Below are 26,006 nucleotides of genomic sequence, written 5' to 3'. Positions count from 1 at the left end.
GTCGTCATGTCGCAGCACCGGCACACGTGTCTGATCCGCGGCGACGGCGGGCGGACACTCCGCGCCGTGCTCGACCGGATCCGCAACAAGTGGACGCTGCTGATCGTGGCGACCCTCGACCAGGGCCGCCTGCGCTTCACCGATCTGCACCGGCAGATCCCCGGGATCTCGCAGCGCATGCTGACGCTGACCCTCCGGAACCTGGAGCGCGACGGCCTGGTGTCCCGGACGACGTACGCGGAGGTCCCGCCCCGCGTCGAGTACGCGCTGACCCCCACCGGCCGGAGCCTCATCCCACCGGCGCTCGCCCTCGCCGGGTGGGCGACCGAGCACATCGCGGAGATAGAGGCGGCGGCGGGCGGCGGAAGCAAGGACGGCGACCAGGCCGACCCGGCCGACCCGGCCGCTGGGGCAGCCGGGTGATCGGAGCAGGCATAGTCGATTGGCATAATCGGAACGACCGGCGCCATCAAAGCACTTGGACGGGACCGCCTTGCTCTTCCTGAACCTGGATCGCGGTTCCCTGCTCCGTGGGCTCGCGCTGCTGTCCGGCGCCCTCGCGGTCGCGCTGTACTGCTGGGGGCTGCTGCACGTCTTCGGTGCGGTGCTGGAGGCGGAGGACGGCGGGGCGGACTCGGCGCCGGCACGGCCCTGTCGTACGACTCCTACGAAGGGTGTCGAGGCGGTCGACTACACCATCGAGTACGTCCCCCTCCGGTTCGTCTGCGAGACGCGTGGCGGCGGGAGTTACGTCTCCGACCGCGTGCCGGGGTACGTCAATCCGGGCGCGCTCGGGTTCGCGCTGGCCGGGGTCGCGCTCGCCGTCGGCGCCGGGTACGAGGCCGAGCTGGCCGCCCGCCGGGCCGCCGCCACCCCGCCGGACGAGACACCCAGGATCACGGGTTAGCCTCGCCCCGTACGACATGACCGACCGCGCGGGAGGCAGGCCACCATGGCGAAGACGACGAAGGTTCCTACGGCGCTTGTGGCCGCCGGCGGGCTTGTCGGCGGGTACGGCGTCGCTCGCTGGAGCAGGAACCGGCAGCTCGGCGGGGCTGTGCTGGCCGTCGCCGGGACCGTCGCGGCTCAGCAGTGGCGGGAACAGGCGGGGGTGGCTGCTGCGGGGGCGCTGACCGTGGCGTACGTCGGTGCGTTTGCGGGGTCGCACCCCTTGGCCAAGAAGGTGGGGGCCTGGCCTGCCGTGTTCGGGGTTGCGGGGGCTGTCGCGCTTGCGTCCTGGGTTGTCGCCGACCGGCGGTAGGGGCGCCGTTCAGGGGTTGTTGGGTCGCTGCTGCGCCGTTGTGGCTGGTCGCGCCCGCGCGGCGGAGCCGCAAATCGATACAGCCCCGCGCCCCTGAAGGCTTGCCCCTACGGGGCTGCCTGGAATGTTCTTCTGTACGCTTGCGGGCTTGTTCCCACCACCCTTTTGAAGCGGTCTCGGAATGCCGTCGGGGAGCCGAAACCCGTTTGGGCGGCGATGCGTTCGACCGGGTGGGTCGTCGTCTCCAGCAGGTGTTGCGCCCGCCGTACACGCGCCCGGTGCAGCCACTGCAAGGGCGTCGTGCCGGTCTGTTCGCGGAAGCGGCGGTTGAGGGTACGGGTGCTCATGCCGGCCTGGGCCGCGATGTCGGCCAGGGTCAGGTCGTCGCGGTCCGCCTGTTCCTCCAGCCAGCGCAGCACCGGTTCCATCGTCGCGCCCGCCGGGGCCGGCGGCTGGGCCTGGACGATGAACTGGGCCTGGCCGCCCTCCCGTTCGAGGGGCATCACACACATCCGGGCCGCCTGTGCGGCGACCGCCGAGCCGTGATCGTTGCGGATCATGTGCAGGCACATGTCCATGGCCGCCGCCGCGCCCGCCGAGGTGAGGAACTGTCCGTTGTCGACGTAGAGGACGTTCGGGTCGACGGTCACCTTCGGGTACATGGCCGCGAGATCCGGCGCGGCGATCCAGTGCGTGGTCGCGCGCAGCCCGTCCAGCAGGCCCGTCGCCGCGAAGAGGAACGCGCCGACGCAGATCGAGGCGATCCGCGTCCCCTTGGCCGCCGCCGCGCACAGCGCCTCCGCGACGCCCGGCGGCAGCGGCAGGGTCGGGTCGGCGGTGCCCGGCAGGACGATCGTGTCGGCGTCCGCGAGTGCGTCGAGCCCGTACGGGGCCCGGACCGTGAATGCCCCCGCGCTCACCTCGTCGGCGACTGAACAGACCCGTACGCGGTACGCCTCCCGTCCGTCCGGGAGTCTCGCCCAGCCGAAGGCGTCGATCGGCGCGGAGAGGTCGAAGGGGATGACCCCTTCGAGGGCCAGTACGGCGACGGTGTGCATGGGGAGAGCGTAGAGGCCGGCCCTGGCGAGAATCCGTTGACCCCTGGCAGAACCGCCACTTCTGCGCGCCCCTCCCCCGCACCTAGCGTCACCCCGTGACCAAGTTTCTCCTCGCCGTCCATGTCCTCGCCGCGATCGTCGCGGTCGGTCCCGTCACCGTCGCGGCCAGCATGTTTCCGCCCAGCGCGCGGAAGGCGCTTGCGGCGCCCGATGATCCGCGGGCGCTGGAGACCGTACGGCTGCTGCATCGGATCTGCCGGGTGTACGCGGGGGTCGGCATCGCCGTGCCTGTGTTCGGGATCGCGACGGCGAGCAGCATGGGCGTGATGGGGGATGCGTGGCTGATCGTGTCCATGGCGTTGACGGTGGCTGCGGCGATCGTGTTGGTGGTGCTGGTGCTGCCTCGGCAGGAGAGTCTTCTCGCCGAGGGTGGGGCAGATCGGGGTGTGACCGTTCAACTCGCCATGTTCACCGGGGTCTTCAACCTGTTGTGGGCGACGGTGACGGTGTTGATGATTGTGCGGCCGGGTTCCACCACAGGGGCGTAGGGTCCGGTGGTTCGTCTACGGGTCCGGTGGGGGCTGGTCGCGCCCCGCGGCGGAGCCGCAGATCAGATACAGCCCCGCGCCCCTAGGGGATCACCGCAAGCCCTGCTGGGAACTCACCGCCGACACCAGACCCTCCAGCGACTCCTCCTCGACCCGGAACGCCCGGCCCACTCCCGCCGCCACCAGTACGCCCGCCGCGATGACCAGGGTGAAGAAGGCCCAGGTCAGGGGCCAGGCGTTGGCGAAGCCGTCGGGTGGGCCGGGGTGGGTGCGCAGGGAGATGTACATGAGGGCCGCCGGGGGGACCGCGACCAGGAGCAGGGGCCAGCCTCGGCTGTCTCGGTAGCCGAAGTAGGCCGCCAGGAGCAGGAGTACGACGCCCAGGGCGACCACCCCGACACCCGTCACCGGGGTCGTCTCCTGGGTCGAGCCCGCGCTCTCGACGCGGTTGCGCAGGTCCCAGGGGACGCAGAGGACGTACGCCGCCGAAGCGACGACGACGCCGAGTGCGCGCGTCAGCCAGCGCTCGGCCCAGGGACGCGCCCCCAGCGGCCGGAACAGCTTCCCGGTAGTGCCAGTACCAGTCATCTCGGTCATACGTACGAGGGTTCCCTGCTCGGGAGCGGTCCGACAGAGTACGGATACTCAGGTGCGCGTACCTAGTTGTCCCCCGCTCACACGCCTACCGCCCGCGAGAGCGTGTAGATGAGCAGGCCGGCCAGCGAGCCGACCACCGTGCCGTTGATCCGGATGAACTGAAGGTCGCGGCCGATGTGCGCCTCGATCTTCTTCGTCGTGTGCTCGGCGTCCCAGCCCGCGACCGTGTCCGTGATCAGGGAGGTGATCTCGCCCTGGTAGGTCGTCACGACGTACACCGCCGCGCCCTCGACCCAGCCGTCCACCTTGTTCTGCAACCCGGCGTCGACCGACATCCGCGACCCCAGCGACAGCAGCGACGCCCGTACGCGCAGCCGCAGCTCGCTGCGCTCGTCCTCCGCCGCCGAGACGATCATCGAGCGTACGGCCGTCCAGGCGGACGCGATCAGGTCCTGGACCTCGCCGCGCCCGAGGACCTCGGTCTTCAGCCGCTCGACACGCGCGCGGGTGTCCGTGTCGGACTGGAGGTCGGAGGCGAAGTCGTTGAGGAAGCGGTCGAGGGCGCCGCGCGCCGGGTGGGCGGGCGCGTCGCGCATCTCGGTGACGAAGCGGAGCAGCTCCTTGTAGACGCGCTCGCCGACCTTCTTGTCGACGAACTTGGGCGTCCAGCCGGGCGCGCCGCCCTGCACGGCCCCCATGACCTCCTCCTCGTGGAGGACGAGCCAGTCGTGGGCCCGTACGCAGATCAGGTCGACCACTCTCCTGTGGCCGCCGTCCGCCACGACCTTCTCCAGCATCTTCCCTATGCCGGGCGCGATCTCCTGGGCGTCGGCCCGCCGGGTGATGGCCTCGCCGACGACCGCCTGGACGTCGGAGTCACGGAGGACCGTGAGCGCGCCGCGCAGGGCGGCCGAGAGTTCGGCGGTGACGCGGTCCGCGTGGTCGGGCTCGGCGAGCCAGGCGCCGAGCCGGCTGCCGATGCCTACGGCGCGCAGCCGCTGCCGTACGACGTCCTGGGAGAGGAAGTTCTCGCCGACGAACTCCCCGAGCGAGACACCGAGTTGGTCCTTCTTGGTGGGGATGATCGCGGTGTGCGGGATGGGCAGGCCGAGGGGCCGGCGGAAGAGTGCGGTGACCGCGAACCAGTCGGCCAGCGCACCGACCATGCCGGCCTCGGCCGCCGCGGCGACATAGCCCGTCCAGGCACCGGCACCCTGGTCACCGGCCCACTTGGCGAGGACGTACACGACGGCGACGAGGAGCAGCAGACCGACCGCGGTGAGCTTCATCCGGCGCACGCCGCGCATGCGCTCCTCGTCGGCGGAACCGAAGGAGGTCATGGCACGCCCCGGGACGGTACGGCCGCCCGTACCGTCCACACCGTCCCCAGGGCCTGTTCTGGTTCGATCCACTTTCTCCACCGTTCAGTGATCCTTCTCAGTGATCCCTCACACATTGTCCCTTCCTGACCTACTCCCGGAACGGAACAGGAGTTCCCCGCGTATATCCGGAGGGAGTCCGACCGCAGGATTCGGCGGGCTCGCACAGGCCCATCCCGCATCATGGGCTCAGCCCACCGGAGCCCATGGCTCCCCGCCGTACGAGGAGTCACGCATCCCATGACCAGGCGCCACGGTTATGGCCTGCTCGCCGCGATGGTCACGCTCGTCGTGGCCGTTTCCGCCGCCATCTACGTCGGGGCGACCCTCGACGACGGCAGCCGGCACACGAAGGCCGTCAGCCGCGCCCGCGGCGACTCGGGCAACGCCGTCGCCCCCGCGTCCACCGGTGCGTGGGTCGGCACCTGGGCCGCGTCCCCGGTCGAAGGCGAACCGGGCACCCAGGCGAAGGGCCTGGCCGGCCGCTCGCTGCGCAACATCGTGCACACGGCGGCGGGCGGTACGAGTGCCCGCGTCACGCTCTCCAACCTGTACGGCAAGCAGCCCCTGACCATCGCCCACGCCTCGATAGCCGTCGCCGCCGCCGAGAACAGCGCGGCGGCCGACGCCGCGACGATGCGCCGGCTGGCCTTCGGCGGCAGCCCCTCGGTGACGATCCCGGCCGGCCGCCAGATCGTCTCGGACGCGGTACGGGTGAGCGTCCCGCGCGACACGGACATCCTGGTGACGACGTACTCGGCGGTCCCGTCCGGCCCGGTCACCTACCACCCGCGCGCCCGCCAGATCTCGTACGCGGCGGTGGGCGACCACACCGAGGACCCGACCGGCACGGCGTACACGGAACAGACCGAGGCCTGGCGGTACGTCACCGCGGTGGACGTCCTCAGCAACCAGGCCGACGGGACGGTCGTCGTCCTCGGCGACTCGCTCACCGCGGGCAGCACGTCCAGCGTGGGCACGAACAGCCGGTGGCCGGACGTCCTGGCCGACCGCCTCCACTCCGCGGCGGAGTCCGGCGCGGACGTGCCCCGCTACAGCGTCGTCAACCAGGGCATCGGCGGCAACCGCGTCCTGCGGCACGGCGGCGTCGGTACGCCGGCGCCCAACGCCAGCGGGCTGACCCGGTTCGGCCGGGACGTCCTCGGCCGCACGAACGTCAAGGTCGTCGTCATCGACCTGGGCGTCAACGACATCCTGCGCGCCCGCGACCCGAAGACCCTGAGCGCGTCCTCGATCGTGGCGGGCCTGCGCGAACTGGTGGCCGAGGCGCATGGGCGGGGCCTGAAGGTGGTGGGCGCGACGCTGATGCCGTTCGGGGGTTTCCGCGGCTACTCGGCGACCACGGAGTCCCTGCGCCAGTCCGTGAACGCGCAGATCCGCGCGGGCGGGGTGTTCGACACGTACACCGACTTCGACAAGGCACTACGCGACCCGTACGACCCGCGCCGCTTCCGCCCGGAGTACGACTCCGGGGACCATTTGCATCCGAGTGACCGGGGGTATGCGCGGATGGGAGAGGTGTTCGACCTGGAGGACTTGAAGGGGGCGGCACCGGCGGAGCTGTGAGTCCGACTGCGGGAGCGTGGGGGCTGGTCGCGCAGTTCCCCGCGCCCCTAAAAGCTCCGTCCGGCCCTATCCGTCCGGCTGCGGGCCGGTGGGGGTTGAGCGCGCAGTTCCCCGCGCCCCTAAAAGCTCCGTCCGGCCCTATCCGTCCGGCTGCGGGCCGGTGGGGGTTGCTCGCGCAGTTCCCCGCGCCCCTGACGGGGCAGCCCTGCCCGCATAGCTGCGGGCATGCGTGCCGCTAGGGGCGGCTCCCGTCCCACCGAGAGCGGCACCCCGTCAGCGCCGGGCTGCGCGACCCACCCCCCAGCACCAGCCGTCGGCTCAGTCCTCGTTTCGCTTGTGCATGTTGTGCATGCCGTGGTGGGACCCGGAGTCGGAGCCGCCCAGCTCCCCCCGCCCCTCCCGCCGCTCCAGCTTCTCCTGGCGGCGTTCCTCCTTCAGGCGTTGGCGTTCCGCCTTCGGGAGCTTTCGGGTCACGCCCACCCCGCCCCAGAAGGCGAACCCCTGGATGATCACGCGGGGGCCGCCGGGGTCGCCCAGGACTCCTTCCTGGCCATGGTCGAAGCCCCCCATGATGCCGACGCCCCGCACGACGACCTCGACGCCGGGCGGCACGATCACGCCCATGCCGCCCATGATCACCGCGCAGTTGACGACCACCTCACGGTCCGCGAAGTTCGCGTCCCGCAGATCGATCTCCCCACCGCCCCAGAACACGAACGTGTTGAACCGCCGGGGCATCGTCCAGCGCCCCTTGCGCTGAAACCCGCCCATGATCGCGACACCCCACCGCGAAGAACCCTCGCCCCCCACGATCCGGTCAGGCCAACCTCCGCTTCCCGTAGGCCGCTTGACCATGTTCACCGCGGGGCCGCCGGGCAGGTCACGCGTGATCGGCGTCAACTCGCCGTACGTACGCGCCTGGTAGGTGGCATCGAGGCGCTCCTCGAACTCGGCCATGTCCAGCCGGCCCTCCGCGAGGGCGTCCCTCAGTACCTCGGCGACTCGTTCACGATCGGCGTCGGAGGCGCGCAGCTCCGGAAGGTCGTCCGTCATACAGGCAGCCTACGAGGTGGCCGCCCCCGGCACTATGCCAATGTGCCCGAGGTCCGGTCGGCGTACATCTTCGCGATCACCGCCTCGATGTCCGGCTCCCGTACCGACAGGTCCACCAGCGGATACTCCGCCGCGATCCGCGCGACCAGCGGAGCCGCCGACTCCGATGCCGGGAACGCCAGCCACTGGCGCGGGCCCTCGACCCGTACGACCCGCGCCGACGGCACCTCGATCGGCGGCAGTTCGCGCTCCAGGTCCACGACGAGGGTCCGCTCGCTGTCGCCCACCTCGTGCAGGCCGGTCAGCGGGCCGTCGTACATCAGACGGCCGTGGTCGATCACCATCACCCGCGAGCACAACTGCTCGATGTCCTGGAGGTCGTGCGTCGTCAGCAGGACCGTCGTGCCTCGTTCGGTGTTCAGGTCGCGGAGGAACTCGCGGACCCTCGCCTTCGAGATCACGTCCAGGCCGATCGTCGGCTCGTCCAGGTACAGCACCTCGGGGTCGTGCAGCAGCGCCGCCGCGATGTCGCCCCGCATCCGTTGCCCCAGGGACAGTTGGCGGACGGGGACGTCCAACAGGTCGGCCAGTTCCAGGAGTTCTACGCAGCGGTCGAGGTTCGACCTGTAGCGCTCATCGGGAATCCTGTACATGCGGTGCATCAGGCGGTACGAGTCGATCAGCGGGAGGTCCCACCAGAGTGTTGTCCGCTGTCCGAACACCACCCCGATGCGTCGTGCGAGGCGGGTGCGTTCCCGGGACGGGTCGATGCCCGCCACTCGGAGTCGGCCGCCGGTGGGAGTCAGGATGCCCGTCAGCATCTTGATCGTTGTCGACTTTCCGGCGCCGTTCGGTCCGATGTAGCCGACCATCTCCCCTCTCGCGACCCGGAACGAGATCGAGTCGACCGCCCGCACCTCGCGCCGCTCGCTCCGCATGAACCCGGTCTTCTTGCGCACGTCGAAGACCTTCTCGACCCGGTCCAACTCAATGAAATGACCGTCCATCTGGCTAACTCCCCGTGCTCCGGTACGAACGCAGTCCCGCCCGCCAGGCCAGCCCGGCCAGCGCGCAGCAGCCCGCCGCCACCAGTGGTGGCAGGAACGCCACCCACTCCGGCAGGTCGAGCGGATAGGGGCGGCCCAGCACGTACAGCGCGGGCAGCCAGTTGACGAAGGCCAGCGGGAGGACGAAGGTCACCCCGCGCACCAGGTCCTGCGCGAAGAGGCCCGGCGGATACTGAAGCAGCGTCGAGCCGCCGTATGTGAACGCGTTCTGCACCTCGGAGGCGTCCCGCGCCACGAACTGGAAGGCCGCGCCCCCGACGAACACCGCGCAGAAGATCGCCCCGCCGCTGAGCACCGTCACCGGCATCAGCAGCACCTTGAGGAACGTCCAGTGGACGTCGTCCAGGGCCAGGAAGGCGTAGGCGAGCACCAGCAGGCCCTGGGTGATCCGGCCCAGGCGGCGCAGCGCGAAGCGGTCCGCGGCGACCTGCGCGAGCACCGGCGCCGGGCGGACGAGCAGCGTGTCCAGGGTGCCGTCGCGGACCCGGCGCCCGAGCCGGTCCATCGACCCGACGACGAGGTCGGCGATCCCGAACGCGGTCGTCGACAGCCCGTACAGCAGCGCGATCTCGGGCAGCGAGTAGCCGCCGAGCCGCTCTACCTGCGAGAACATCAGCAGGATCGCCGAGTAGTCGAGCGCGGTCGCCACGAAGTTGCCGAACGTGGTCATCGCGAAGGAGGCGCGGTAGGCCATCGTGGAGCGGATCCACATCGCGACGATCAGCCGATAGGCCCGTACGCCGTCGAGCACCCGCTCGGCACGGCTCTGGGGCCCGTCGTCCCAGCCACCACCATGGGCCGCCCGGTCCTCCCGGACACCGGTCTCCGCCGCGCCCGTGACGCCCGCCGTCTCACCCACCCTGAACCACCACCCGCCGAGTGGCGACCGCCTGCACCGCGCGCCCCAGCCCCAGCAGCGCGACCGCCCACCCGGCCTGGAAGGCGTACGTGCCCACCGGATCCGCCTCCCCCATCAGCACGTCCGCCGGCGCCTGGATCAACGCCGCCCACGGCAGCGCCCGTACGATCTCGCCGAGCACCCCCGGGAAGACGTTCAGCGGGAGCACCATGCCCGAGCAGAAGACGCCCGCGAGCCACACCATCTGGATGATGCCCGCGCCGTCCATGAGCCAGAACGCGGCCATGGACGCCAGGAACCGGATCGAGTAGCTGACCACGATCCCCAGCACGACCGCGCCCAGGAACGCCAGCCAGGGCAGCGCGGAGGTCGGGAGTGTCAGGTCGAACACCCATGCGCCGAACGCGACCGGGATCAGCCCCCGGCCCAGCAGATGGAACAGGGCCCGGCCCATGTCCTGGGCCAGCCACCACAGCTGGAGGTCGACGGGCCGGTAGAGGTCGATCGCGATGTCACCCGTACGGATACGCTCGATCAGCTCCTCCTCGAAGCCCGCGCCCATCACGCACATCGTCATCAGCAGCGCCTGGCCCAGCCACACGAAGGTCAGGGCCTGGGACTGGTCGTACCCGCCGAGGTGCGGCCGCTCGTCCCACAGGGCGATGTAGGTGTAGGCCAGGATCACGCCGAAGACGGTGTTGGTGAACACCCCCGCGAGCGTGGCCGCACGATAGGTGGCATACCGTCGGAAACCCCCCGCCGCGACGGCCGCGTACAACCGCCCAGAACCCACCGACACCAGCCCTCTCCCCCGTATCCGCCCCGCATCCGCCCCGCATCCGGACCGAAACGCAAGAGCCTAGTCCGCACCCTTCCCCGCCCGCCAGGCGTTTTCAGGCAGGACGCGTACCGAGGTCAGGGAACTGATCGCGTGTTGCGGCAGTCTTCAAGAGGGGGCGTAAGAGACGTTTGAACGCGTGAGAGGTCGTACGGGAACGTACGACGCGAAACAGGAGTCCGTGCACGACATGAGCGACCAGCCAGAGCCGCAGCAGCCGACGCAGGGCTGGACACCGAGAGAACCCGAAGTGGCGGAGGACGGGACGCCCGAGAACGCCGAGAACGCCGGGAAGGCCGAGAAGGTCAAGAAGCCCAAGCGGCCCCGGCGCACCGGATGGCGTCGGCTGGTCCCGACCTGGCGGTTCGTGCTGGGCACGTTCGTGCTCGGGATCCTGCTGGTCGTCGGCCTGTTCGCGTTCGGCTACTACGCGGTGCACATCCCGGCGGCGAACGCGGCGGCCACCAAGCAGAGCAACGTCTACCTCTACGCCGACGGCAGCCAGCTCGCCCGCGACGGCGAGGTCAACCGGGAGAACGTGCCGCTGTCGCAGATCTCCAAGGCCGCCCAGCACGCCGTACTGGCCGCCGAGGACCGCGACTTCTACACCGAGTCGGCCGTCGACCCGAAGGCGATGCTCCGCGCCGCCTGGAACACGGTGACCGGCAAGGGCAAGCAGTCCGGGTCGACGATCACCCAGCAGTACGTGAAGAACTACTACCTCGCGCAGGAGCAGACCGTCACCCGCAAGGTGAAGGAGTTCTTCATCTCGATCAAGCTGGACCAGGTGAAGTCCAAGGACGAGATCCTGGAGGGCTACCTCAACACCAGCTACGCCGGCCGCAACTCGTACGGTCTTCAGGCAGCCGCCCAGGCCTACTACGGCATCGACGCCATCGACCTGACGGCCGGCCAGGGCGCCTACCTCGCCGCGCTGCTGAACGCGCCGAGCGAGTACGACGTGATCGCCCACCCCGAGAACCGGCCGGCCGCGCTCGCGCGCTGGAACTACGTCCTCGACGGCATGGTCAAGAAGGGCTGGCTGACGGAGGCCGAGCGGAAGGCCACCACCTTCCCCGAGCCGAAGCAGTCGATCGTCTCGACGGGCATGTCCGGTCAGCGCGGCTATCTGGTCAAGGCGGTCGACGACTACCTCTTCGACAACAAGATCCTCACCGAGGACGAGCTCCAGGCCGGCGGCTACCGCATCACGACCACCCTTCAGAAGCCCAAGCAGGACGCCTTCGTGAAGGCGGTCAACGACCAGGTGATGAAGAAGCTCGACAAGAAGGACAACAAGGTCGACAACTACGTCCGCGCGGGCGGTGTCGCCATCGACCCGGCGACCGGCAAGGTCCTCGCGATGTACGGCGGCATCGACTACACCAAGCAGTACGTCAACAACGCGACCCGCCGTGACTACCAGGACGGCTCCACCTTCAAGCCGTTCGTGTTCACCGCGGCCGTCGAGAACGGCTCGGTCACCCAGGACGGCCAGACGATCACCCCGAACACGTACTACGACGGCACGAACGAGCGCCCGGTCCAGGGCTGGAGCGGCGACGAGTACGCCCCCGAGAACGAGGACCAGGTCTCGTACGGCAACATCACGGTCCGTACGGCGACGGACAAGTCCGTCAACTCGGTGTACGCGCAGCTGGCGGTGGACGTAGGGCCCGCGAAGGTCAAACAAACGGCGATCGCTCTGGGCCTCCCCTCCGACACGCCCGAGCTGAACCCGTACCCGTCCATCGCGCTCGGTACGTCGACGGCCAGCGTCCTCGACATGGCGGAGGCGTACGCCACGCTCGCGAACCACGGCAAGCACGGCACGTACACGATCATCGAGAAGATCACCAAGGACGGCGAGGCCGGTTCGGTGACCCTCCCGAAGCAGAAGACGAAGCAGGTGGTGTCGCGGGAGGCCGCCGACACGACCACCTCGATCCTGCAGAGCGTCGTGGAGAGCGGTACGGCGACGGCCGCGCTGGAGGCCGGCCGCCCGGCGGCGGGCAAGACCGGCACCGCCGAGGAGGACACGGCCGCCTGGTTCGCGGGCTACACCCCCGACCTGGCGACGGTCGTGTCGGTGATGGGCCAGGACCCGGTAACCGGCAAGCACAAGTCCCTCTACGGCGCGATGGGCCTCGACCGCATCAACGGCGGCGGCGCCCCCGCCGAGATCTGGGCCCAGTTCACGAAGGCCGCCCTGAAGGGCAAGAAGGCGAAGGAGTTCGACCTCCAGCTCCAGGAGGGCGCCGAGGAACAGCAGGCCCCGCCCGCCGACACCCGGCCCGACCCCGGCACGGACGCCGGCCAGGACAACGGCGGCACCACCGACGGCGGCCGGGAGACCCCGGGCGCGACAACCGGCGCGACCACCGGGGCCACCCCGACGACCGGCGGCACGACGACGGACGGGACCACCACCGGCGGCACGACGACGACCGGCGGGACGACGGACACCGGCGGCACCACCACGACCGGGGGTACGACGGACACGGGCGGCACGACCACCACCGGCGGCACCACGGACACCGGCGGCACGACGACCGACGGCGGGACCACCGACACCGGCGGCACGACGGACACGGGCGGAAACACGGGAGGGACGACGGCGGGGTTGACGACGGGCGCGCTGACCACGTCGAGAAGAGACTGACGGGGCTGACGGGACTGACGGCGGCCTCCGGTCAGTGACCGGAGGTCGCCTTGAGCCCGACGACGGCGACGAGCAGCAGACAGACGAAGAAGATCCGGGCGGCGGTGGCCGGCTCCCCCAGCACCACCATGCCGACGACCGCCGCCCCGGCCGCCCCGATCCCGACCCAGACGCCATAGGCGGTACCGATGGGCAGCGACCTGGCGGCGCAGGAGAGCAGATACATGCTGGCGACGATGCCGGCACCGGTGAGAAGGCTGGGGAGCGGCCGGGTGAACCCGTCGGTGTATTTCATACCGACCGACCAGCCGATTTCCAACAAACCGGCGACGACAAGCAGTACCCAGGCCATGACGGCCACCTCCGAGAGACGTACGGCGTACGGAACGGGGTGCGTCGTCTTTGCGTCGGGCCCGGTACGGCGCGTCTCGTCGGGGTCATTCCAAGCTAGCAAATGACAGGTAAAAAGGGCTGGTGACGATGGTCACCAGCCCCAAATGCGTACGGCGATACCGCTGATCTACAGGCTGATCTACAGGTAGAGGCCGGTCGAGTCCTCGGAGCCCTCGAAGCGGTCGGCGGCGACGGCATGCAGATCCCGCTCGCGCATCAGCACGTAGGCGACGCCGCGCACCTCGACCTCGGCGAGGTCCTCCGGGTCGTACAGGACCCGGTCGCCCGGCTCGACCGTCCGTACGTTCTGCCCGACCGCGACGACCTCCGCCCAGGCCAGCCGGCGGCCGACGGCCGCGGTGGCGGGAATCAGGATGCCGCCACCGGAACGCCGCTCGCCCTCGCTGGTGTCCTGCCGCACGAGCACACGGTCGTGCAGCATCCGGATGGGCAGCTTGTCGTGATGGGTGCTCTGCTCATTGCTTTTGGCGCTCACACTCCGAACCTACCTGCCTCGTCAGCCCTTGCGCCGCCGGGTTCCCAGAGCGAGCAGCCCGACCAGCCCCGCGGCGACGAGGGCGACGGGCACGATCCGCTCCAGCCGGGGCGCCCCGTCCTCACGGACGAACCGTCCCTTGACGTCCCCGACGACGCGGTTGACGCCGACGTAGGCACGCCCGAGGGTGTGATCGATGTGCGAGGCGACCCTGGCCTTGGCATCGCCGACGATCGTCTTCGGGTGCACCCGCACCCCGATCTCGTCGAGCGTCTCGGCCAGCGTCTCGCGACGGCGCTTGATGTCCGCCTCGATCTGCACCGGGGTTCTGCTGTCCGAGGTGTCCGCCACCGTACGCCCTCCGAAGTCCGCTGATGCGTTGATGCACTGATGCCCTGCTTCGGACAGTCTGTCAGCTCCACTCGGGACCGCACTGTCAGCACCCCCGGATAGGCTCGGTCCCGCGCCTTTCACCGGCGCGCGTGGACACACCGCACAGGACGTACGAGGAGAGCAGACGGATGAGCGAGCGACTCCAGCCCGGGGATGTGGCCCCCGCCTTCACCCTGCCCGATGCCGACGGCAACGAGGTGTCGCTGGCCGACCACAAGGGCCGCAAGGTCATCGTCTACTTCTACCCGGCCGCCCTGACCCCCGGCTGCACCAAGCAGGCCTGCGACTTCACGGACAACCTCGACCTCCTGGCCGGCGCGGGCTACGACGTCATCGGCATCTCCCCCGACAAGCCGGAGAAGCTGGCGAAGTTCCGCGAGAAGGAGGACCTGAAGGTCACCCTGCTCGGCGACACGGACAAGACGGTCCTGGAGGCGTACGGCGCCTTCGGCGAAAAGATGAACTACGGCAAGACGTACGTCGGAGTCATCCGCTCCACGATCATCGTGGACGAGGAGGGCAAGGTGGAACGGGCCCTGTACAACGTACGGGCGACGGGCCACGTGGCGAAGATCATCAAGGACCTGGGCGTCTGACCCGAGGCACCGTTCCGCTGATCGTCATCCCAACAGGGCGTCGCAGGCAAGGAGTTGAATGTGGACTCGCAGGACCCGCAGGACACTGCCAAGAGGCTGCGGGCGATCAGCGACGAACTCTCGGACCGTTTCTACGAGCGGGCCGACGTAGTACGCACACTGGTGGTGACACTGCTGGCCGGGCAGCACTCGTTGGTGCTCGGCCCGCCCGGAACGGCGAAGTCCGAGATGGCCCGGGAGCTGACGGGCAGGATCGAAGGGGCGTCGTACTGGGAGATCCTGCTGTCGAAGTTCACGGCACCGACGCGGATGTTCGGCCCCATCGACGTCGCCGCACTGGCCCGGGGCGAGTACCGCCAGGTCTACGACGGCCGCGCCACCACCGCCCACATCGCGTTCATCGACGAGATCTTCAAGTGCTCCACGGCGGCACTGAACGAGACGCTGGGCTACCTCAACGAACGGATCTACCACCCCGAGAGCGGCGGCGAGCCGATCCGCTGCCCCCTGATCGGGGCCATCACGGCGAGCAACGAACTGCCGAGCGGGGAGGACACGGCCGCGATCTACGACCGGCTGCTGGTCAGGATCGAGGTCGGATACCTGGAAGACCCCTCGAACTTCGCCGCACTGGTCCGCTCCGCCGTCAGCCGCCCGGCGGCACCGGCACGGACCACCGTCGAGCTGGCCGCGCTACGGCACGCCGTGACGGAAGCCGTCCCGGCCGTGGACGTCCCCGACATGATCGTCGACGCGGTGTGCACACTGCGCGCCGCCCTGCGCCGCAAGGAACTCGTCGCCTCCGACCGCCGCTGGCGGCAGGCGGTGGGCCTGCTCCAGGCGTCCGCGTACCTCGACGGCCGCCCGTCGGTCGCCGAGACCGACCTGTCGGTGCTGACCCATGTGCTGTGGGACTCCCCCGCCCAGCGCCCGACCGTCGAGCGTGAGGTGCTGCACCTGGTCAACCCCGACGCCAAGGAGGCCCTCGATCTGGCCGACGTCATCGAGGAACTGGAGGCCCAGCTCGACGCCATGGCCGGGCAGTCCCGCGAGGCGCTGAGCGAGTGGGTCATCAAGAAGGCGCACAACCAGCTCGCCCTGGCGGGGAAGCGGCTGGAGAAACTGCGCCAGGAAGCGGCGAGCGCCGGCCGCTCCACCGCCGCCATCGACCGGGTCACCGGCCGCCAACGCGCCGTCCGCGCCCGAGTCCTCACCGAGGCCCTCGGCGTCGACGCGAGCATGGTGCAGGCCCAGCTCTGAGCACCCCACACAAGCCCAACGAGCCGACGAGCCCGGCCGGGACCGGGCCGGACCTTTCCGCCACCACCACCGCCACTCCCGAGCGGCACACCGCGGCCGTGGTCGCGGACCGGTTCGACCGGTTCACCTGGCGCGACACCTACGAGCAGTCGGCCGGACTACGCGACCTGGCCGAGGAGCTGGCCAGACACCACAACCACACCACCGACCTCCTGACCGACGTGTTCCTCGCCGCCTACAAGGTCGGGCCGCGACTGCGCGAGCGCACGGAAATGGACCTCTCCCGGCTGGTCAACCACCAGATCATCACCTCGCTGATGGAGTCACCGGAGTTCGCCGGACTGCGCCGGGAGACGGCAGGCGACCCCTACGCCGCCGCCATGGCCGTACTCGCCCAGGCGGCCGCGCTGCGCCGGATGCTGGAGCGGACCCGGGACGCCCAGGAACAGGCCGAGGGGGCGGAGCGGGCCCGGCGGGCCGCCGAAGACGCGGCAACCGCTGCGGGCGAGGCACTCCAGCAGTCAGCCGAAGGGACGACGGACGGGGCGTCGGCCGGGGCGACGGACGGGCTGGCGGACGGGGCCGCCGAGGAGGGCACCGCGCCGACCCCGGCCACCGCCACCGCCGTACGCCAGGCGATCGAGGCAGCGGAAGCCGCCGCACGGCAGGCCGCCCAAGCCGCGGCGCAGGCCCTCGCAGCGGCGACGCCCGGGGTCCGGGCCGCCGCGCGGAACGCGACGGCGACGGCCGCCGGGGCCGTACGGGAGGAGGCCGCGCTGATGCGGGCGTGGGGCGTCGCTCCGGGCAGGCTGGAGCGGATGCCGTTCAACGAGCGTGCCCGGCTCGCCGAGCGGCTGCGCACCGGCCGGCTCGCCGAATGGGCCGAACTGATCGGCCGTTTCCGGCAGATGGCCGCGGGTGAGCGTGCGCGCAAGGTGGAGAACACCACCGGCGAACTGGTCGGCGTGACGCTCGGCGACGACCTCTCCCGCGTCATCCCCTCCGAGCTGGCCAACCTCGGGCTGCCCGCGCTGCGTGCGGTGTTCGCCGTGCGCTACGCCGCCGGGGAACTGATGCTCTACGACAGCGAGGGCGAGCAGGCCACCGGCCAGGGCGCCGTCATCGCTTGCGTGGACACCTCGCACTCCATGTACGAGGCAGGGCCCGGCGGAGTCACCCGGGAGGCGTGGGCCAAGGCATGCGCCCTGGCGCTGCTGGACCAGGCCCGCGAGGCGGGGCGCGACTTCGTCGGCATCCTGTTCTCCGCTCCCGGCAAGATCCAGATCTTCCGCTTCCCGGCCGACCAGCCCGCGGAGATCCCGCAGGTACTCGACTTCGCGGAGACGTTCCTAGTAGTGCTTCGTTAGGTCTAGTCGTTGTCGCTGATCAAGAGCATGTTGGTTAGGTGGACACGCATGAAGTGAACCGATTGCGGGCCTCGTTAGGGCTGTTCGTGGCCGATGTGTTCGCCTCGGTGCCGCGCAAGGATCAGCGGGCCAAGGGCGAGTGCTATCTGCGCGGGCTGATGCTGGATGGCCGGCGCAAGTCGATCCAGCCGATGGCCCAGCGGCTGCCGGACGGGAACATGCAGGCCTTGCAGCAGTTCGTCAGCCAGTCGCCGTGGCAGTGGACGCCGGTGCGGCGGCGGATCGCCGAGCGGCTGGTCCAGGTGGTCAGGCCCGAGGTGTGGGTCATCGACGATGTGTCGTTTCCCAAGTGCGGGCGGTCCTCGGTCGGGGTGGCCCGGCAGTACTGCGGGGCGTTGGGCAAGCGGGCCAACTGCCAGGTCGCCGTCAGTGTGCACGCGGCCACCGATCTTGCTTCCTGCCCACTGGAATGGGAGCTGTTCCTGCCCGAGGAATGGGCCCACGACAGCCGGCGCCGCACGGCTGCGGGCGTGCCCGAGGAGGTCGGGCATGTGACCAAGCCCCGTCTGGCTCTGGGGCTGCTGGAGAGGCTGGCGGGCTGGCTGGGGTCGGTGCCGGTGATCGTGGCCGACTGCGGCTATGGCCGCAGTGTCTCCTTCCGCCTGGCCCTGGAGGAACGTGGCTGGTCCTACGTCATGGCCGTCGAGCCCAAGGAGATCGCCCGCCCGGCCGCTGCCGCGCCGCATCTGCCTCCCTACCAGGGCCTGGGCCCGCCCACGCTGCCCCGCTACCGCGAGCCCGCCCGCCCCCTGCATCAACTGATCGATGCGGGCACCTGCTTCGAAACCGTCACCTGGCGCCAGGGCAGCAAAGGACCGATGACCTCACGCTTTGCCGTGCTCGAGGTGCGGCCCTCGGGCAAGGAAGCCACCCGCACCGCGCAGGAACACGCCGGCGGACGCAGCCGGTGGAACGGCGAGCTGCCGCTGCGGACCCTGCTGGTCGAACAGCCCGATACGGCGCCAGAACCCACCGGCTACTGGATGACCAATCTGCCCGCCACCACACCGATCGTCGATCTCGTGCGCTTCGCCAAGATGCGCTGGCGCATCGAGCACGACTACCGCGAACTCAAACACGGTCTGGGACTGGACCACTTCGAGGGCCGCACCTGGCGCGGCTGGCACCACCACGTCACCCTCGTCACCGCCGCCCAGGCCTTCCTCACTCTGCGGCGCTACGACCCAAAAGCCCGCACGAAAGCCTGACCCTCTACCAAGTCCTCGACGCGTTACAGGACCTGCTGCGGTGCTGGAGCGGCACCTGCACCACCTGCGGCCGCCCCCTCACCACACGCCGACGCAGAACCAGAACCTAACGAAGCACTACTAGGGGGCGGAACCAGCTACCAGACACCACTCTCGGCGGCCCGGAAGCTGCTGGAGGAGGAGTTCAACGACACGGCCCGCACGCGCGGCGACATCGTGATGATCACCGACGACGACTGCGGCGTCACCGAGGAATGGATGCGCGGCTGGAACGCCGCCAAACACCGTCTGGGCTTCCGCGTCTTCGGCGTGGCGGTCGGCACCCCCCGCGTCGCCGAAGCCGACTCGGTCCTTGAGTCCCTGTGCGACAACCTCCGCACCATCGAGGACCTCACCGACGTCCACACAGCCGCCGACCTCTTCCGCGTGATCTGACCCGGCCTCCAACGCCCGTGAGTGGCTGGGCCACCCCCACCTGGTGCCGCAAAAGGGAGGGTGCCTCTCGCGGGGTGATGTGTTCGCCCGTAAACTAGGCGCTACCGGTTGAACGTAATGACCGTTTTGGGCGGCCGTGTCGTAATTGGCAGCCGAGCTGGGTTTAGGTCCCAGTGGGTTAATCACCCGTGTGGGTTCGAGTCCCACCGGCCGCACACGCAAAGAGGGGCCGCCCACCGGGCGGCCCCTCTCCCGTTCGTCAGCCCAACAACTCCCGAACCACCGGCAGCAACCCCCGGAACGCCTGCCCCCGATGGCTGATCGCGTTCTTCTCCGCGGCCGCCAGCTGGGCGCACGTCCGGGTGTCGCCCTCCGGCTGGAGGATCGGGTCGTAGCCGAAGCCGCCCGTGCCCTCCGGGGTGTGGCGGAGGGTGCCCCTCAGACGGCCCTCGACCACCCGTTCCGTGCCGTCCGGCAGCGCCAACGCCGCCGCGCACGCGAAGTGGGCGCCCCGGTGTTCGTCCGCGATGTCCGACAGCTGGGCGAGCAGTAGTTCCAGGTTCGCTCGATCATCCCCATGCCGACCCGACCAGCGCGCCGAGAAGATGCCCGGCGCGCCGTTCAGGACGTCCACGCACAGGCCCGAGTCGTCGGCCACCGCCGGGAGGCCTGTTGCCTGGGCCAGGGCGTGGGCCTTGAGCAGGGCGTTCTCCGCGAACGTGATGCCCGTTTCTTTGACGTCGGGGATCTCCGGGTAGGCGTCCGCGCCGACCAGGTCCATGGGGAGGGCCGCGTCGGCGAGGATCTGCCTCAGCTCGGTGATCTTTCCGGCGTTACGGGTGGCGAGGATCAGGCGTGTCATGGCGTCCAGTATCCCGGGCCCCCTCCTCGCCACTCACACCGTTTACGACGTGCAGACCTTCGTCAGTTCTCCCGCCGCGTCCGTCACGCCACTGATGTCCGGGGTCTCGTCGCCGTTCTTGATGGCCGTCTGGACGTTGTTCACAGCCGTGTTGAGGTCGTCGACCGCCTTGTTGACATCGGCGTTGTCCGTCTTGTCGCCGATGTCGCTGAGGTTCTTGTCGATCGAGTCCAGGGCCTCGGACGCCTGCGTCGGGTCGTTCGCCGCGTTCTCGACCGCCTGCTGGAGGTCGGACACGCTGGTGGCGATGGCATCGGCGGTCTGGACACAGTCCAGGGCCTTGTTGACGGCGTCGCATCCGGTGGTGAGCCCGGCGGTCAGCACAACGGCCGCCACGGTGGCGGCGACGGCTGCCGTACGGCGCCCTCGTCCGAGTCCTCGTACGTTTCGGATTCGGCGGCTCACGGGCATCGTTGGGGTTCCCTCCGTCGGCTGGTCGGGCGTACGGCGGCATGCCGTACGCCCACGTTCCTGCGTATCGCTGCGTGTCTCTGGAGACGCGCTGGATCAGGTGTGCGGTTGCCCGCTCCCGCCACCCTATTTGGTCTGCCCTTTACCTTTCCAGGGCCTCGTCCAGTGCCTTGCGCTGGAGTGCCGCCAGGTCCGTGCAGCCGGCGACCGCGAGGTCGAGGAGGGAGTTCAACTCCTCGCGGGCGAAGGGCTCCGCCTCCGCCGTGCCCTGGACCTCCACGAAGCGGCCGTCGCCGGTGCAGACGACGTTCATGTCCGTCTCCGCGCGTACGTCCTCCTCGTAGCAGAGGTCGAGGAGGGGGACTCCGCCGACGATGCCCACCGACACCGCGCTCACCGTGCCGGTGAGGGGCTGGCGGTTGGCCCTGATCAGCTTCTTGCCCTGTGCCCAGGCGATCGCGTCGGCCAGGGCGACGTACGCGCCGGTGATGGCCGCCGTACGCGTGCCGCCGTCGGCCTGGAGGACGTCGCAGTCGAGGACGATCGTGTTCTCGCCGAGCGCCTTGTAGTCGATCACCGCGCGCAGGGAGCGGCCGATCAGACGGCTGATCTCGTGCGTACGGCCGCCGATCTTGCCGCGGACGGACTCACGGTCACCGCGCGTGTTCGTGGCGCGCGGGAGCATCGAGTATTCGGCGGTGACCCAGCCCTCGCCGCTGCCCTTGCGCCAGCGCGGGACGCCCTCGGTGACGGAGGCGGTGCAGAAGACCTTCGTGTCGCCGAAGGAGACGAGGACAGAGCCCTCGGCGTGCTTGCTCCACCCGCGTTCGATGGTGACGGGGCGGAGCTGTTCGGGGGTGCGGCCGTCGATACGTGACATGGCGACGAGCCTATCCGCAACGGCGGAGGGGGCCCTTCCCGTCAGCGGGAAAGGCCCTCTCAGGGGTGAACATCCGTACCAGGTACGGGAGTTCCGAGGTACGGGGGTTCGGGGGTTCGGGGGTTCGGGCCCGGAGTTACATCATGTCCTCGATGTCCGCCGCGATCGGGTCGGCGTCCGTGCCGATGACGACCTGGATCGCGGTGCCCATCTTGACGACGCCGTGGGCGCCGGCGGCCTTCAGGGCCGCGTCGTCGACCAGCGCGGGGTCGGCGACCTCGCAGCGGAGGCGGGTGATGCAGCCCTCGACCTCTTCGATGTTGTCGATGCCGCCGAGTCCGGCAACGATCTTCTCAGCCTTGGTGGCCATGTCGTTTCTCCCTGATCCGAGCCGCTTTGTCGCAGTAACCCACAGTTGACCGGTCTTCGCGAACGATCTACGCCTCCGCGCGTCATTCGTCGACTGGTCTACACCAGTAAGCCCTTGTTGTGAAATCGAGGGTTCCTTATGCGGCCTTAACCGTGCTACAACGTGGTCTACACCACTGACTGGTGTAGACCATGTTCCCCGTTGGAGGAAGTATGAGCACCGCCACCACCGCGGCGGTCCCCGCGAAGAAGAGGGGATCCGGCCTGTTCCAGGGCCTGCAGAAGGTCGGCCGCAGCCTGCAGCTCCCGATCGCCGTGCTTCCGGCGGCGGGCATCCTGCTCCGCCTCGGCCAGCAGGACGTGCACGACAAGTTGAACCTGCCGGACAAGGTGACGGCGGTGTTCGCCACCGCCGGTGGCGCCATCTTCGACAACCTGCCGATGCTGTTCTGTATCGGTGTGGCGATCGGCTTCGCCAAGAAGTCGGACGGCTCCACCGCACTCGCCGCCCTCGTCGGCTACCTGGTCTACAGCAACGTCCTCAAGGCGTTCCCGGTCAGCGAGGCCAAGGTCCAGGCGGGCGCCGACATAGCCGCCACCTACAACAACCCCGGTGTCCTCGGCGGCATCGTGATGGGTCTGCTGTCCGCCGTACTGTGGCAGCGGTACCACCGCAAGAAGCTCGTCGACTGGCTCGGCTTCTTCAACGGCCGCCGTCTGGTGCCGATCATCATGGCCTTCGTCGGCACCGCGATGGGCGTCTTCTTCGGCCTCGTCTGGGAGCCGATCGGTGAGGGCATCTCCGACTTCGGCGAGTGGATCACGGGTCTCGGCTCCCTCGGCGCCGGTCTGTTCGGCCTGATCAACCGCGCGCTGATCCCGGTCGGCATGCACCAGTTCGTGAACACCGTCTCCTGGTTCCAGATCGGCGACTTCACCGACGCCACCGGCGCCGTCGTCCACGGCGACCTCAACCGCTTCTTCGCGGGCGACCCGACCGCCGGTCAGTTCATGTCGGGCTTCTTCCCGATCATGATGTTCGGTCTCCCGGCCGCCGCGATCGCCATCGCGCACTCCGCCCGCCCCGAGCGCCGCAAGGCCGTGATGGGCATGATGATCTCGCTCGCGCTGACGTCCTTCGTGACGGGTGTGACCGAGCCCATCGAGTTCTCGTTCATGTTCATCGCCCCGCTGCTGTACGTGATCCACGCGGTCCTGACCGCCCTGTCCATGGCGGTCACCTGGGCCCTCGGCGTCCACGCGGGCTTCACCTTCTCCGCCGGCTTCATCGACTACGCCCTGAACTGGAACCTCGCCACCAAGCCCTGGCTGATCATCCCGATCGGTCTCGTCTTCGGCGCGATCTACTACTTCCTCTTCCGCTTCGCGATCACCAAGTTCGACCTCCAGACCCCGGGCCGCGAGCCCGTGGAGGAGATCGAGGACCTCACCAAGGCGTAGCCGCACAGGGATACGACATGACGAGGGCCCCGGAACCGACACGGTTCCGGGGCCCTCGTCGTACCGCACCAAAGATCAGATCTCGTACGACGCCCTCGGCATCGCCAGTTCCACCGGCCCCCTGAACACCTCGCGTGCGTCGGCCAGGTTGACCTGCGGGTCGGTCCACGGGGGGATGTGGGTCAGTACGAGCTTGCGCGCGCCCGCGCGGTTCGCCGTCTCGCCCGCCTCGCGGCCGTTGAGGTGCAGGTCCGGGATGTTCTCCTTGCCGTGCGTGAACGCTGCCTCGCAGAGGAACAGGTCGGTGTCCTGGGCGAGTTGGACCAGCGCGTCGCTTACGCCGGTGTCCCCGGAGTACGTCATTGACTTCCCGGCGTGCTCGACCCGGATGCCGTACGCCTCCACCGGGTGGCGGACCCGCTCGGTGTGGACGGTGAACGGGCCGATGTCGAACGTGCTCGGCTTGACCGTGTGGAAGTCGAAGACCTCGCTCATGGAGGAGGCGGTCGGGGTGTCGGCGTACGCCGTGGTCAGGCGGTGTTCGGTGCCCTCGGGGCCGTAGACCGGGATCGGGTCGCAGCGGCCGCCGTCGTGGCGGTAGTACCGTGCGACAAAATAGGCGCACATGTCGATGCAGTGGTCGGCGTGCAGATGGCTGAGAAAGATGGCGTCGAGGTCGTAAAGACCAACGTGGCGCTGCAACTCTCCAAGGGCACCGTTGCCCATGTCGAGAAGCAGCCGGAAGCCGTCGGCCTCTACGAGGTAGCTCGAACAGGCCGATTCCGCGGACGGGAACGACCCCGAGCAGCCGACGACGGTGAGCTTCATAAAGCAGAAACCTCCGCTGGCGGGGAGCATCAAAACAAACGTGACGGGGTTCTTGCGGTCCGTCGAGCGTAAGGCGCAAAACCTCCCGTCGCTCCTCCGCCAAGGGCTGTTGTGGGCGAACTCACCTGTGCTGTCACCGGTTCGGCTGGACCTGGAGTGCCGGTAGCACGGGCGGGTCGGGGGGTGCGCCGGTACCGTCTTCCGTATGGACACGTCATGGTGGCTCGCCCTGGCGGCCGTCGTGCTGCTCGCGCTGGTCGCGGCGCTGGTGGACGGCTGGGGGCGCGGGCATCGGCCCCGGAACCGCGGGGGCAGGCCGCCGGGACGGGCGGAGGGGCCGGAGCGGCAGCGGGGGCGGTCCGTACGGCCCCGGCCTGCGGAGATCTGGTGGGCGAACGTGCCCTACGAGGACGGCCCCGGGGGCAAGGACCGGCCGTGCCTGGTGCTCGCGGTGCACGGGCGGCACGCGACCGTCGCGAAGATCACCAGCAAGTACCACGACGAGCGGCCCGGGGTGATCCCGATGCCGCCGGGCGCGGTGGGCGACGCCCGGGGCCGGCCGAGCTTCCTGGAGACGGACGAGCTGCGTGACCTGCCCGTGTGGGAGTTCCGGCGGCGGGTGGGGGTGGTGGACCCGGCCCTGTGGGACCAGGTCCGACACCTCGCCACGTGAACCACGGGGAATCACGAGGAACCGCGAAAAACCACCGGACTTCGGCCGGTTAGGGGCTTACGCCCAGAGCTGGCCCTGCAAGGTCTCGATGGCTTCCTCTGTCGTGGCAGCCGTGTAGACGCCTGTCGAGAGGTATTTCCAGCCACCGTCGGCGACCACGAAGACGATGTCCGCGCTCTCGCCCGCCTTGACGGCCTTGTTGCCGACGCCGATCGCGGCGTGCAGCGCGGCGCCGGTGGAGACGCCCGCGAAGATGCCCTCCTGCTGGAGGAGTTCACGGGTACGGGTGACCGCGTCCGCCGAGCCGACGGAGAAGCGGGTCGTCAGTACGGAGGCGTCGTACAGCTCCGGTACGAAGCCCTCGTCGAGGTTGCGCAGGCCGTACACCAGATCGTCGTAGCGCGGCTCGGCGGCGACGATCTTGACGTCCGGCTTGTGCTCGCGGAGGTAGCGGCCGACGCCCATGAGGGTGCCGGTGGTGCCGAGGCCCGCGACGAAGTGGGTGATGGAGGGGAGGTCGGTGAGGATCTCCGGACCGGTGGTGGCGTAGTGGGCGCCCGCGTTGTCCGGGTTGCCGTACTGGTAGAGCATCACCCAGTCCGGGTGCTCGGCGGCCAGCTCCTTGGCGACGCGTACGGCCGTGTTGGAGCCGCCTGCCGCCGGGCTCGGGATGATCTCGGCGCCCCACATGGCGAGCAGCTCGCGGCGTTCCTGCGAGGTGTTCTCGGGCATCACGCAGACCATGCGGTAGCCCTTGAGCTTCGCCGCCATGGCGAGCGAGATGCCGGTGTTGCCGGAGGTGGGTTCCAGGATCGTGCAGCCGGGGGTGAGCCGGCCGTCCTTCTCGGCCTGCTCGACCATGTGCAGGGCGGGGCGGTCCTTGACCGAGCCGGTGGGGTTGCGGTCCTCCAGCTTCGCCCAGATCCGTACGTCGGTGGACGGCGACAGCCGCGGCAGGCGCACCAGGGGGGTGTTGCCTACCGCGGCCAGCGGCGAGTCGTAGCGCATCGGTGCCAGGAGCCTGTCAGGCCATGCCGCCGGCCACGGCCGGCAGGATCGTCACGGTGTCGCCGTCGGCGAGCTTGGTGTTGATGCCGTCGAGGAAGCGGACGTCCTCGTCGTTGAGGTAGACGTTGACGAAGCGGCGCAGCTTGCCGTCGTCCACGATGCGGGCCTGGACTCCCGCGTGCCGGGTCTCGAGGTCGGCGAACAGCTCGGCGAGGGTCTCCCCGGCACCGGGGACGGCCTTCTCGCCGTCGGTGTAGGTGCGGAGGATGGTCGGGATGCGGACCTCGATGGCCATGGCTCGGGGCTCCTGTCGGGAGTGGTAGGTCGATGGGCGCGC

The 26,006-nt window shown here is 69.7% G+C and carries 28 protein-coding genes, 1 tRNA gene, 2 pseudogenes and 1 riboswitch; of the genes and pseudogenes, 14 read left to right on the top strand and 17 right to left on the bottom strand.

Annotated elements, in window-relative coordinates:
• Positions 1–6 precede the first annotated feature (6 nt).
• Genes OG787_RS30465 through OG787_RS30455 form a run of 3 tightly spaced genes read left to right on the top strand, consistent with a single transcriptional unit; the run spans position 7 to position 1,261 of the window.
• The gene (locus tag OG787_RS30465) at positions 7–423 is read left to right on the top strand and encodes a winged helix-turn-helix transcriptional regulator (RefSeq protein WP_405537199.1); all 417 of its coding nucleotides are present in this window, start codon (positions 7–9) and stop codon (positions 421–423) included.
• 55 nt (positions 424–478) lie between these two features.
• On the top strand, positions 479–907 hold the full coding sequence (locus OG787_RS30460; RefSeq protein ID WP_405537198.1) for a hypothetical protein: 429 nt from the start codon (positions 479–481) through the stop codon (positions 905–907).
• Between the two features lie 45 nt (positions 908–952).
• On the top strand, positions 953–1,261 hold the full coding sequence (locus OG787_RS30455) for a hypothetical protein (protein ID WP_369033468.1): 309 nt from the start codon (positions 953–955) through the stop codon (positions 1,259–1,261).
• A gap of 107 nt (positions 1,262–1,368) precedes the next feature.
• Here the strand turns inward: OG787_RS30455 and OG787_RS30450 are convergent, their stop codons facing one another.
• Positions 1,369–2,319, bottom strand: a complete 951-nt coding sequence (locus OG787_RS30450) for a GlxA family transcriptional regulator (protein ID WP_405537197.1) — start codon at positions 2,317–2,319, stop codon at positions 1,369–1,371.
• A gap of 95 nt (positions 2,320–2,414) precedes the next feature.
• Between OG787_RS30450 and OG787_RS30445 the strand changes: the two genes are divergently transcribed.
• Entirely contained in the window at positions 2,415–2,867 is a 453-nt protein-coding gene (locus tag OG787_RS30445; RefSeq protein WP_369033466.1) for a hypothetical protein, read from the top strand.
• 90 nt (positions 2,868–2,957) lie between these two features.
• Here the strand turns inward: OG787_RS30445 and OG787_RS30440 are convergent, their stop codons facing one another.
• Together OG787_RS30440 and OG787_RS30435 are read right to left on the bottom strand one after the other, a co-directional pair.
• Positions 2,958–3,464: a hypothetical protein gene (locus OG787_RS30440; RefSeq protein ID WP_405537196.1), complete on the bottom strand. Its 507-nt coding sequence runs from the start codon at positions 3,462–3,464 to the stop codon at positions 2,958–2,960.
• A 77-nt stretch (positions 3,465–3,541) separates the two neighbouring features.
• Complete coding sequence (locus OG787_RS30435; RefSeq protein WP_405537195.1) at positions 3,542–4,804, bottom strand: DUF445 domain-containing protein; 1,263 nt, start codon at positions 4,802–4,804, stop codon at positions 3,542–3,544.
• Positions 4,805–5,083: 279 nt separating this feature from the next.
• Between OG787_RS30435 and OG787_RS30430 the strand changes: the two genes are divergently transcribed.
• Positions 5,084–6,430 (top strand): SGNH/GDSL hydrolase family protein, encoded by a 1,347-nt coding sequence (locus OG787_RS30430; protein WP_405537194.1) that lies wholly within the window; start codon positions 5,084–5,086, stop codon positions 6,428–6,430.
• 318 nt (positions 6,431–6,748) lie between these two features.
• On the opposite strand, the gene OG787_RS30425 is transcribed toward OG787_RS30430, so the two are convergent.
• From OG787_RS30425 to OG787_RS30410, 4 genes are all read right to left on the bottom strand, one after another.
• Positions 6,749–7,483 (bottom strand): DUF1707 domain-containing protein, encoded by a 735-nt coding sequence (locus tag OG787_RS30425; RefSeq protein ID WP_405537193.1) that lies wholly within the window; start codon positions 7,481–7,483, stop codon positions 6,749–6,751.
• Between the two features lie 32 nt (positions 7,484–7,515).
• Complete coding sequence (locus OG787_RS30420) at positions 7,516–8,490, bottom strand: ATP-binding cassette domain-containing protein (RefSeq protein ID WP_369033462.1); 975 nt, start codon at positions 8,488–8,490, stop codon at positions 7,516–7,518.
• Between the two features lie 4 nt (positions 8,491–8,494).
• Positions 8,495–9,301 carry an ABC transporter permease gene (locus OG787_RS30415; RefSeq protein ID WP_405540630.1) on the bottom strand — a complete coding sequence of 269 codons (807 nt, stop codon included), beginning with the start codon at positions 9,299–9,301 and terminating at the stop codon, positions 8,495–8,497.
• A gap of 100 nt (positions 9,302–9,401) precedes the next feature.
• Positions 9,402–10,202 (bottom strand): ABC transporter permease, encoded by an 801-nt coding sequence (locus tag OG787_RS30410; RefSeq protein WP_369033540.1) that lies wholly within the window; start codon positions 10,200–10,202, stop codon positions 9,402–9,404.
• Between the two features lie 235 nt (positions 10,203–10,437).
• On the opposite strand from OG787_RS30410, the gene OG787_RS30405 reads away from it, so the two are divergent.
• Positions 10,438–12,909: a transglycosylase domain-containing protein gene (locus tag OG787_RS30405; protein ID WP_405537192.1), complete on the top strand. Its 2,472-nt coding sequence runs from the start codon at positions 10,438–10,440 to the stop codon at positions 12,907–12,909.
• A 31-nt stretch (positions 12,910–12,940) separates the two neighbouring features.
• Here OG787_RS30405 and OG787_RS30400 read toward each other — a convergent pair whose 3' ends face one another.
• The 3 genes from OG787_RS30400 to OG787_RS30390 all read right to left on the bottom strand — a co-directional run bounded on the left by OG787_RS30400 (position 12,941) and on the right by OG787_RS30390 (position 14,149).
• Complete coding sequence (locus tag OG787_RS30400) at positions 12,941–13,261, bottom strand: multidrug efflux SMR transporter (RefSeq protein WP_369033460.1); 321 nt, start codon at positions 13,259–13,261, stop codon at positions 12,941–12,943.
• Positions 13,262–13,299: 38 nt separating this feature from the next.
• Positions 13,300–13,371: riboswitch (guanidine-III (ykkC-III) riboswitch) on the bottom strand.
• Positions 13,372–13,441: 70 nt separating this feature from the next.
• Positions 13,442–13,798 carry a co-chaperone GroES gene (locus tag OG787_RS30395; RefSeq protein ID WP_369033459.1) on the bottom strand — a complete coding sequence of 119 codons (357 nt, stop codon included), beginning with the start codon at positions 13,796–13,798 and terminating at the stop codon, positions 13,442–13,444.
• A 21-nt stretch (positions 13,799–13,819) separates the two neighbouring features.
• Complete coding sequence (locus tag OG787_RS30390) at positions 13,820–14,149, bottom strand: DUF3618 domain-containing protein (RefSeq protein WP_369033458.1); 330 nt, start codon at positions 14,147–14,149, stop codon at positions 13,820–13,822.
• Positions 14,150–14,319: 170 nt separating this feature from the next.
• On the opposite strand from OG787_RS30390, the gene bcp reads away from it, so the two are divergent.
• The 6 genes and pseudogenes from bcp to OG787_RS30360 all read left to right on the top strand — a co-directional run bounded on the left by bcp (position 14,320) and on the right by OG787_RS30360 (position 19,332).
• A complete protein-coding gene (bcp, locus tag OG787_RS30385) occupies positions 14,320–14,787 on the top strand; it encodes a thioredoxin-dependent thiol peroxidase (protein WP_405537191.1) in 468 nt (155 codons plus the stop codon).
• A gap of 60 nt (positions 14,788–14,847) precedes the next feature.
• Positions 14,848–16,047, top strand: coding sequence for an AAA family ATPase (locus OG787_RS30380; RefSeq protein ID WP_369033456.1), 1,200 nt, complete (start codon positions 14,848–14,850; stop codon positions 16,045–16,047).
• Positions 16,044–17,399 (top strand): annotated as a pseudogene (locus OG787_RS30375) (hypothetical protein); the annotation flags it as partial. The gene OG787_RS30380 and the pseudogene OG787_RS30375, both read left to right, overlap by 4 nt.
• Positions 17,400–17,452: 53 nt before the next feature.
• Positions 17,453–18,682, top strand: a complete 1,230-nt coding sequence (locus OG787_RS30370) for an IS701 family transposase (RefSeq protein WP_405537190.1) — start codon at positions 17,453–17,455, stop codon at positions 18,680–18,682.
• Between the two features lie 111 nt (positions 18,683–18,793).
• Positions 18,794–19,117 (top strand): annotated as a pseudogene (locus tag OG787_RS30365) (hypothetical protein); the annotation flags it as partial.
• A gap of 130 nt (positions 19,118–19,247) precedes the next feature.
• A tRNA-Leu gene (locus OG787_RS30360) sits at positions 19,248–19,332 on the top strand.
• A gap of 44 nt (positions 19,333–19,376) precedes the next feature.
• On the opposite strand, the gene rdgB is transcribed toward OG787_RS30360, so the two are convergent.
• From rdgB to OG787_RS30340, 4 genes are all read right to left on the bottom strand, one after another.
• Positions 19,377–19,979, bottom strand: a complete 603-nt coding sequence (gene rdgB, locus OG787_RS30355) for an RdgB/HAM1 family non-canonical purine NTP pyrophosphatase (protein ID WP_405537188.1) — start codon at positions 19,977–19,979, stop codon at positions 19,377–19,379.
• A 42-nt stretch (positions 19,980–20,021) separates the two neighbouring features.
• Positions 20,022–20,450: a hypothetical protein gene (locus OG787_RS30350; protein WP_405537187.1), complete on the bottom strand. Its 429-nt coding sequence runs from the start codon at positions 20,448–20,450 to the stop codon at positions 20,022–20,024.
• Positions 20,451–20,592: 142 nt separating this feature from the next.
• Complete coding sequence (gene rph, locus OG787_RS30345; RefSeq protein ID WP_235478320.1) at positions 20,593–21,330, bottom strand: ribonuclease PH; 738 nt, start codon at positions 21,328–21,330, stop codon at positions 20,593–20,595.
• A gap of 136 nt (positions 21,331–21,466) precedes the next feature.
• Positions 21,467–21,700 carry a glucose PTS transporter subunit EIIB gene (locus OG787_RS30340; protein WP_369033452.1) on the bottom strand — a complete coding sequence of 78 codons (234 nt, stop codon included), beginning with the start codon at positions 21,698–21,700 and terminating at the stop codon, positions 21,467–21,469.
• A gap of 212 nt (positions 21,701–21,912) precedes the next feature.
• On the opposite strand from OG787_RS30340, the gene OG787_RS30335 reads away from it, so the two are divergent.
• Positions 21,913–23,160, top strand: a complete 1,248-nt coding sequence (locus tag OG787_RS30335; RefSeq protein WP_369033451.1) for a PTS transporter subunit EIIC — start codon at positions 21,913–21,915, stop codon at positions 23,158–23,160.
• 75 nt (positions 23,161–23,235) lie between these two features.
• On the opposite strand, the gene OG787_RS30330 is transcribed toward OG787_RS30335, so the two are convergent.
• Entirely contained in the window at positions 23,236–23,988 is a 753-nt protein-coding gene (locus OG787_RS30330; protein ID WP_369033450.1) for an MBL fold metallo-hydrolase, read from the bottom strand.
• A gap of 205 nt (positions 23,989–24,193) precedes the next feature.
• On the opposite strand from OG787_RS30330, the gene OG787_RS30325 reads away from it, so the two are divergent.
• Positions 24,194–24,661, top strand: a complete 468-nt coding sequence (locus OG787_RS30325; protein WP_369033449.1) for a type II toxin-antitoxin system PemK/MazF family toxin — start codon at positions 24,194–24,196, stop codon at positions 24,659–24,661.
• Between the two features lie 57 nt (positions 24,662–24,718).
• On the opposite strand, the gene OG787_RS30320 is transcribed toward OG787_RS30325, so the two are convergent.
• Both OG787_RS30320 and OG787_RS30315 read right to left on the bottom strand, forming a co-directional pair.
• Entirely contained in the window at positions 24,719–25,669 is a 951-nt protein-coding gene (locus OG787_RS30320; protein ID WP_235478315.1) for a PLP-dependent cysteine synthase family protein, read from the bottom strand.
• A 16-nt stretch (positions 25,670–25,685) separates the two neighbouring features.
• A complete protein-coding gene (locus OG787_RS30315) occupies positions 25,686–25,964 on the bottom strand; it encodes a MoaD/ThiS family protein (protein ID WP_235478314.1) in 279 nt (92 codons plus the stop codon).
• Between the last annotated feature and the right edge of the window lie 42 nt (positions 25,965–26,006).

Origin of the sequence: Streptomyces sp. NBC_00075 (assembly GCF_045041225.1) — a bacterium.
Classification (GTDB): domain Bacteria; phylum Actinomycetota; class Actinomycetes; order Streptomycetales; family Streptomycetaceae; genus Streptomyces; species Streptomyces adonidis.
Note: the sequence above shows the minus strand (reverse complement) of the source record. Positions and strands in the feature narration are given on the sequence as shown.

Coding starts and splice junctions, on each gene's coding strand:
- OG787_RS30465 (WP_405537199.1), top strand. CDS start 7: ATGTCGCAGCACCGGCACACGTGTCTGATCCGCGGCGACGGCGGGCGG.
- OG787_RS30455 (WP_369033468.1), top strand. CDS start 953: ATGGCGAAGACGACGAAGGTTCCTACGGCGCTTGTGGCCGCCGGCGGG.
- OG787_RS30450 (WP_405537197.1), bottom strand. CDS start 2,319: ATGCACACCGTCGCCGTACTGGCCCTCGAAGGGGTCATCCCCTTCGAC.
- OG787_RS30440 (WP_405537196.1), bottom strand. CDS start 3,464: ATGACCGAGATGACTGGTACTGGCACTACCGGGAAGCTGTTCCGGCCG.
- OG787_RS30435 (WP_405537195.1), bottom strand. CDS start 4,804: ATGACCTCCTTCGGTTCCGCCGACGAGGAGCGCATGCGCGGCGTGCGC.
- OG787_RS30430 (WP_405537194.1), top strand. CDS start 5,084: ATGACCAGGCGCCACGGTTATGGCCTGCTCGCCGCGATGGTCACGCTC.
- OG787_RS30425 (WP_405537193.1), bottom strand. CDS start 7,483: ATGACGGACGACCTTCCGGAGCTGCGCGCCTCCGACGCCGATCGTGAA.
- OG787_RS30420 (WP_369033462.1), bottom strand. CDS start 8,490: ATGGACGGTCATTTCATTGAGTTGGACCGGGTCGAGAAGGTCTTCGAC.
- OG787_RS30405 (WP_405537192.1), top strand. CDS start 10,438: ATGAGCGACCAGCCAGAGCCGCAGCAGCCGACGCAGGGCTGGACACCG.
- OG787_RS30400 (WP_369033460.1), bottom strand. CDS start 13,261: ATGGCCTGGGTACTGCTTGTCGTCGCCGGTTTGTTGGAAATCGGCTGG.
- bcp (WP_405537191.1), top strand. CDS start 14,320: ATGAGCGAGCGACTCCAGCCCGGGGATGTGGCCCCCGCCTTCACCCTG.
- rdgB (WP_405537188.1), bottom strand. CDS start 19,979: ATGACACGCCTGATCCTCGCCACCCGTAACGCCGGAAAGATCACCGAG.
- OG787_RS30350 (WP_405537187.1), bottom strand. CDS start 20,450: ATGCCCGTGAGCCGCCGAATCCGAAACGTACGAGGACTCGGACGAGGG.
- rph (WP_235478320.1), bottom strand. CDS start 21,330: ATGTCACGTATCGACGGCCGCACCCCCGAACAGCTCCGCCCCGTCACC.
- OG787_RS30340 (WP_369033452.1), bottom strand. CDS start 21,700: ATGGCCACCAAGGCTGAGAAGATCGTTGCCGGACTCGGCGGCATCGAC.
- OG787_RS30335 (WP_369033451.1), top strand. CDS start 21,913: ATGAGCACCGCCACCACCGCGGCGGTCCCCGCGAAGAAGAGGGGATCC.
- OG787_RS30330 (WP_369033450.1), bottom strand. CDS start 23,988: ATGAAGCTCACCGTCGTCGGCTGCTCGGGGTCGTTCCCGTCCGCGGAA.
- OG787_RS30325 (WP_369033449.1), top strand. CDS start 24,194: ATGGACACGTCATGGTGGCTCGCCCTGGCGGCCGTCGTGCTGCTCGCG.
- OG787_RS30320 (WP_235478315.1), bottom strand. CDS start 25,669: ATGCGCTACGACTCGCCGCTGGCCGCGGTAGGCAACACCCCCCTGGTG.
- OG787_RS30315 (WP_235478314.1), bottom strand. CDS start 25,964: ATGGCCATCGAGGTCCGCATCCCGACCATCCTCCGCACCTACACCGAC.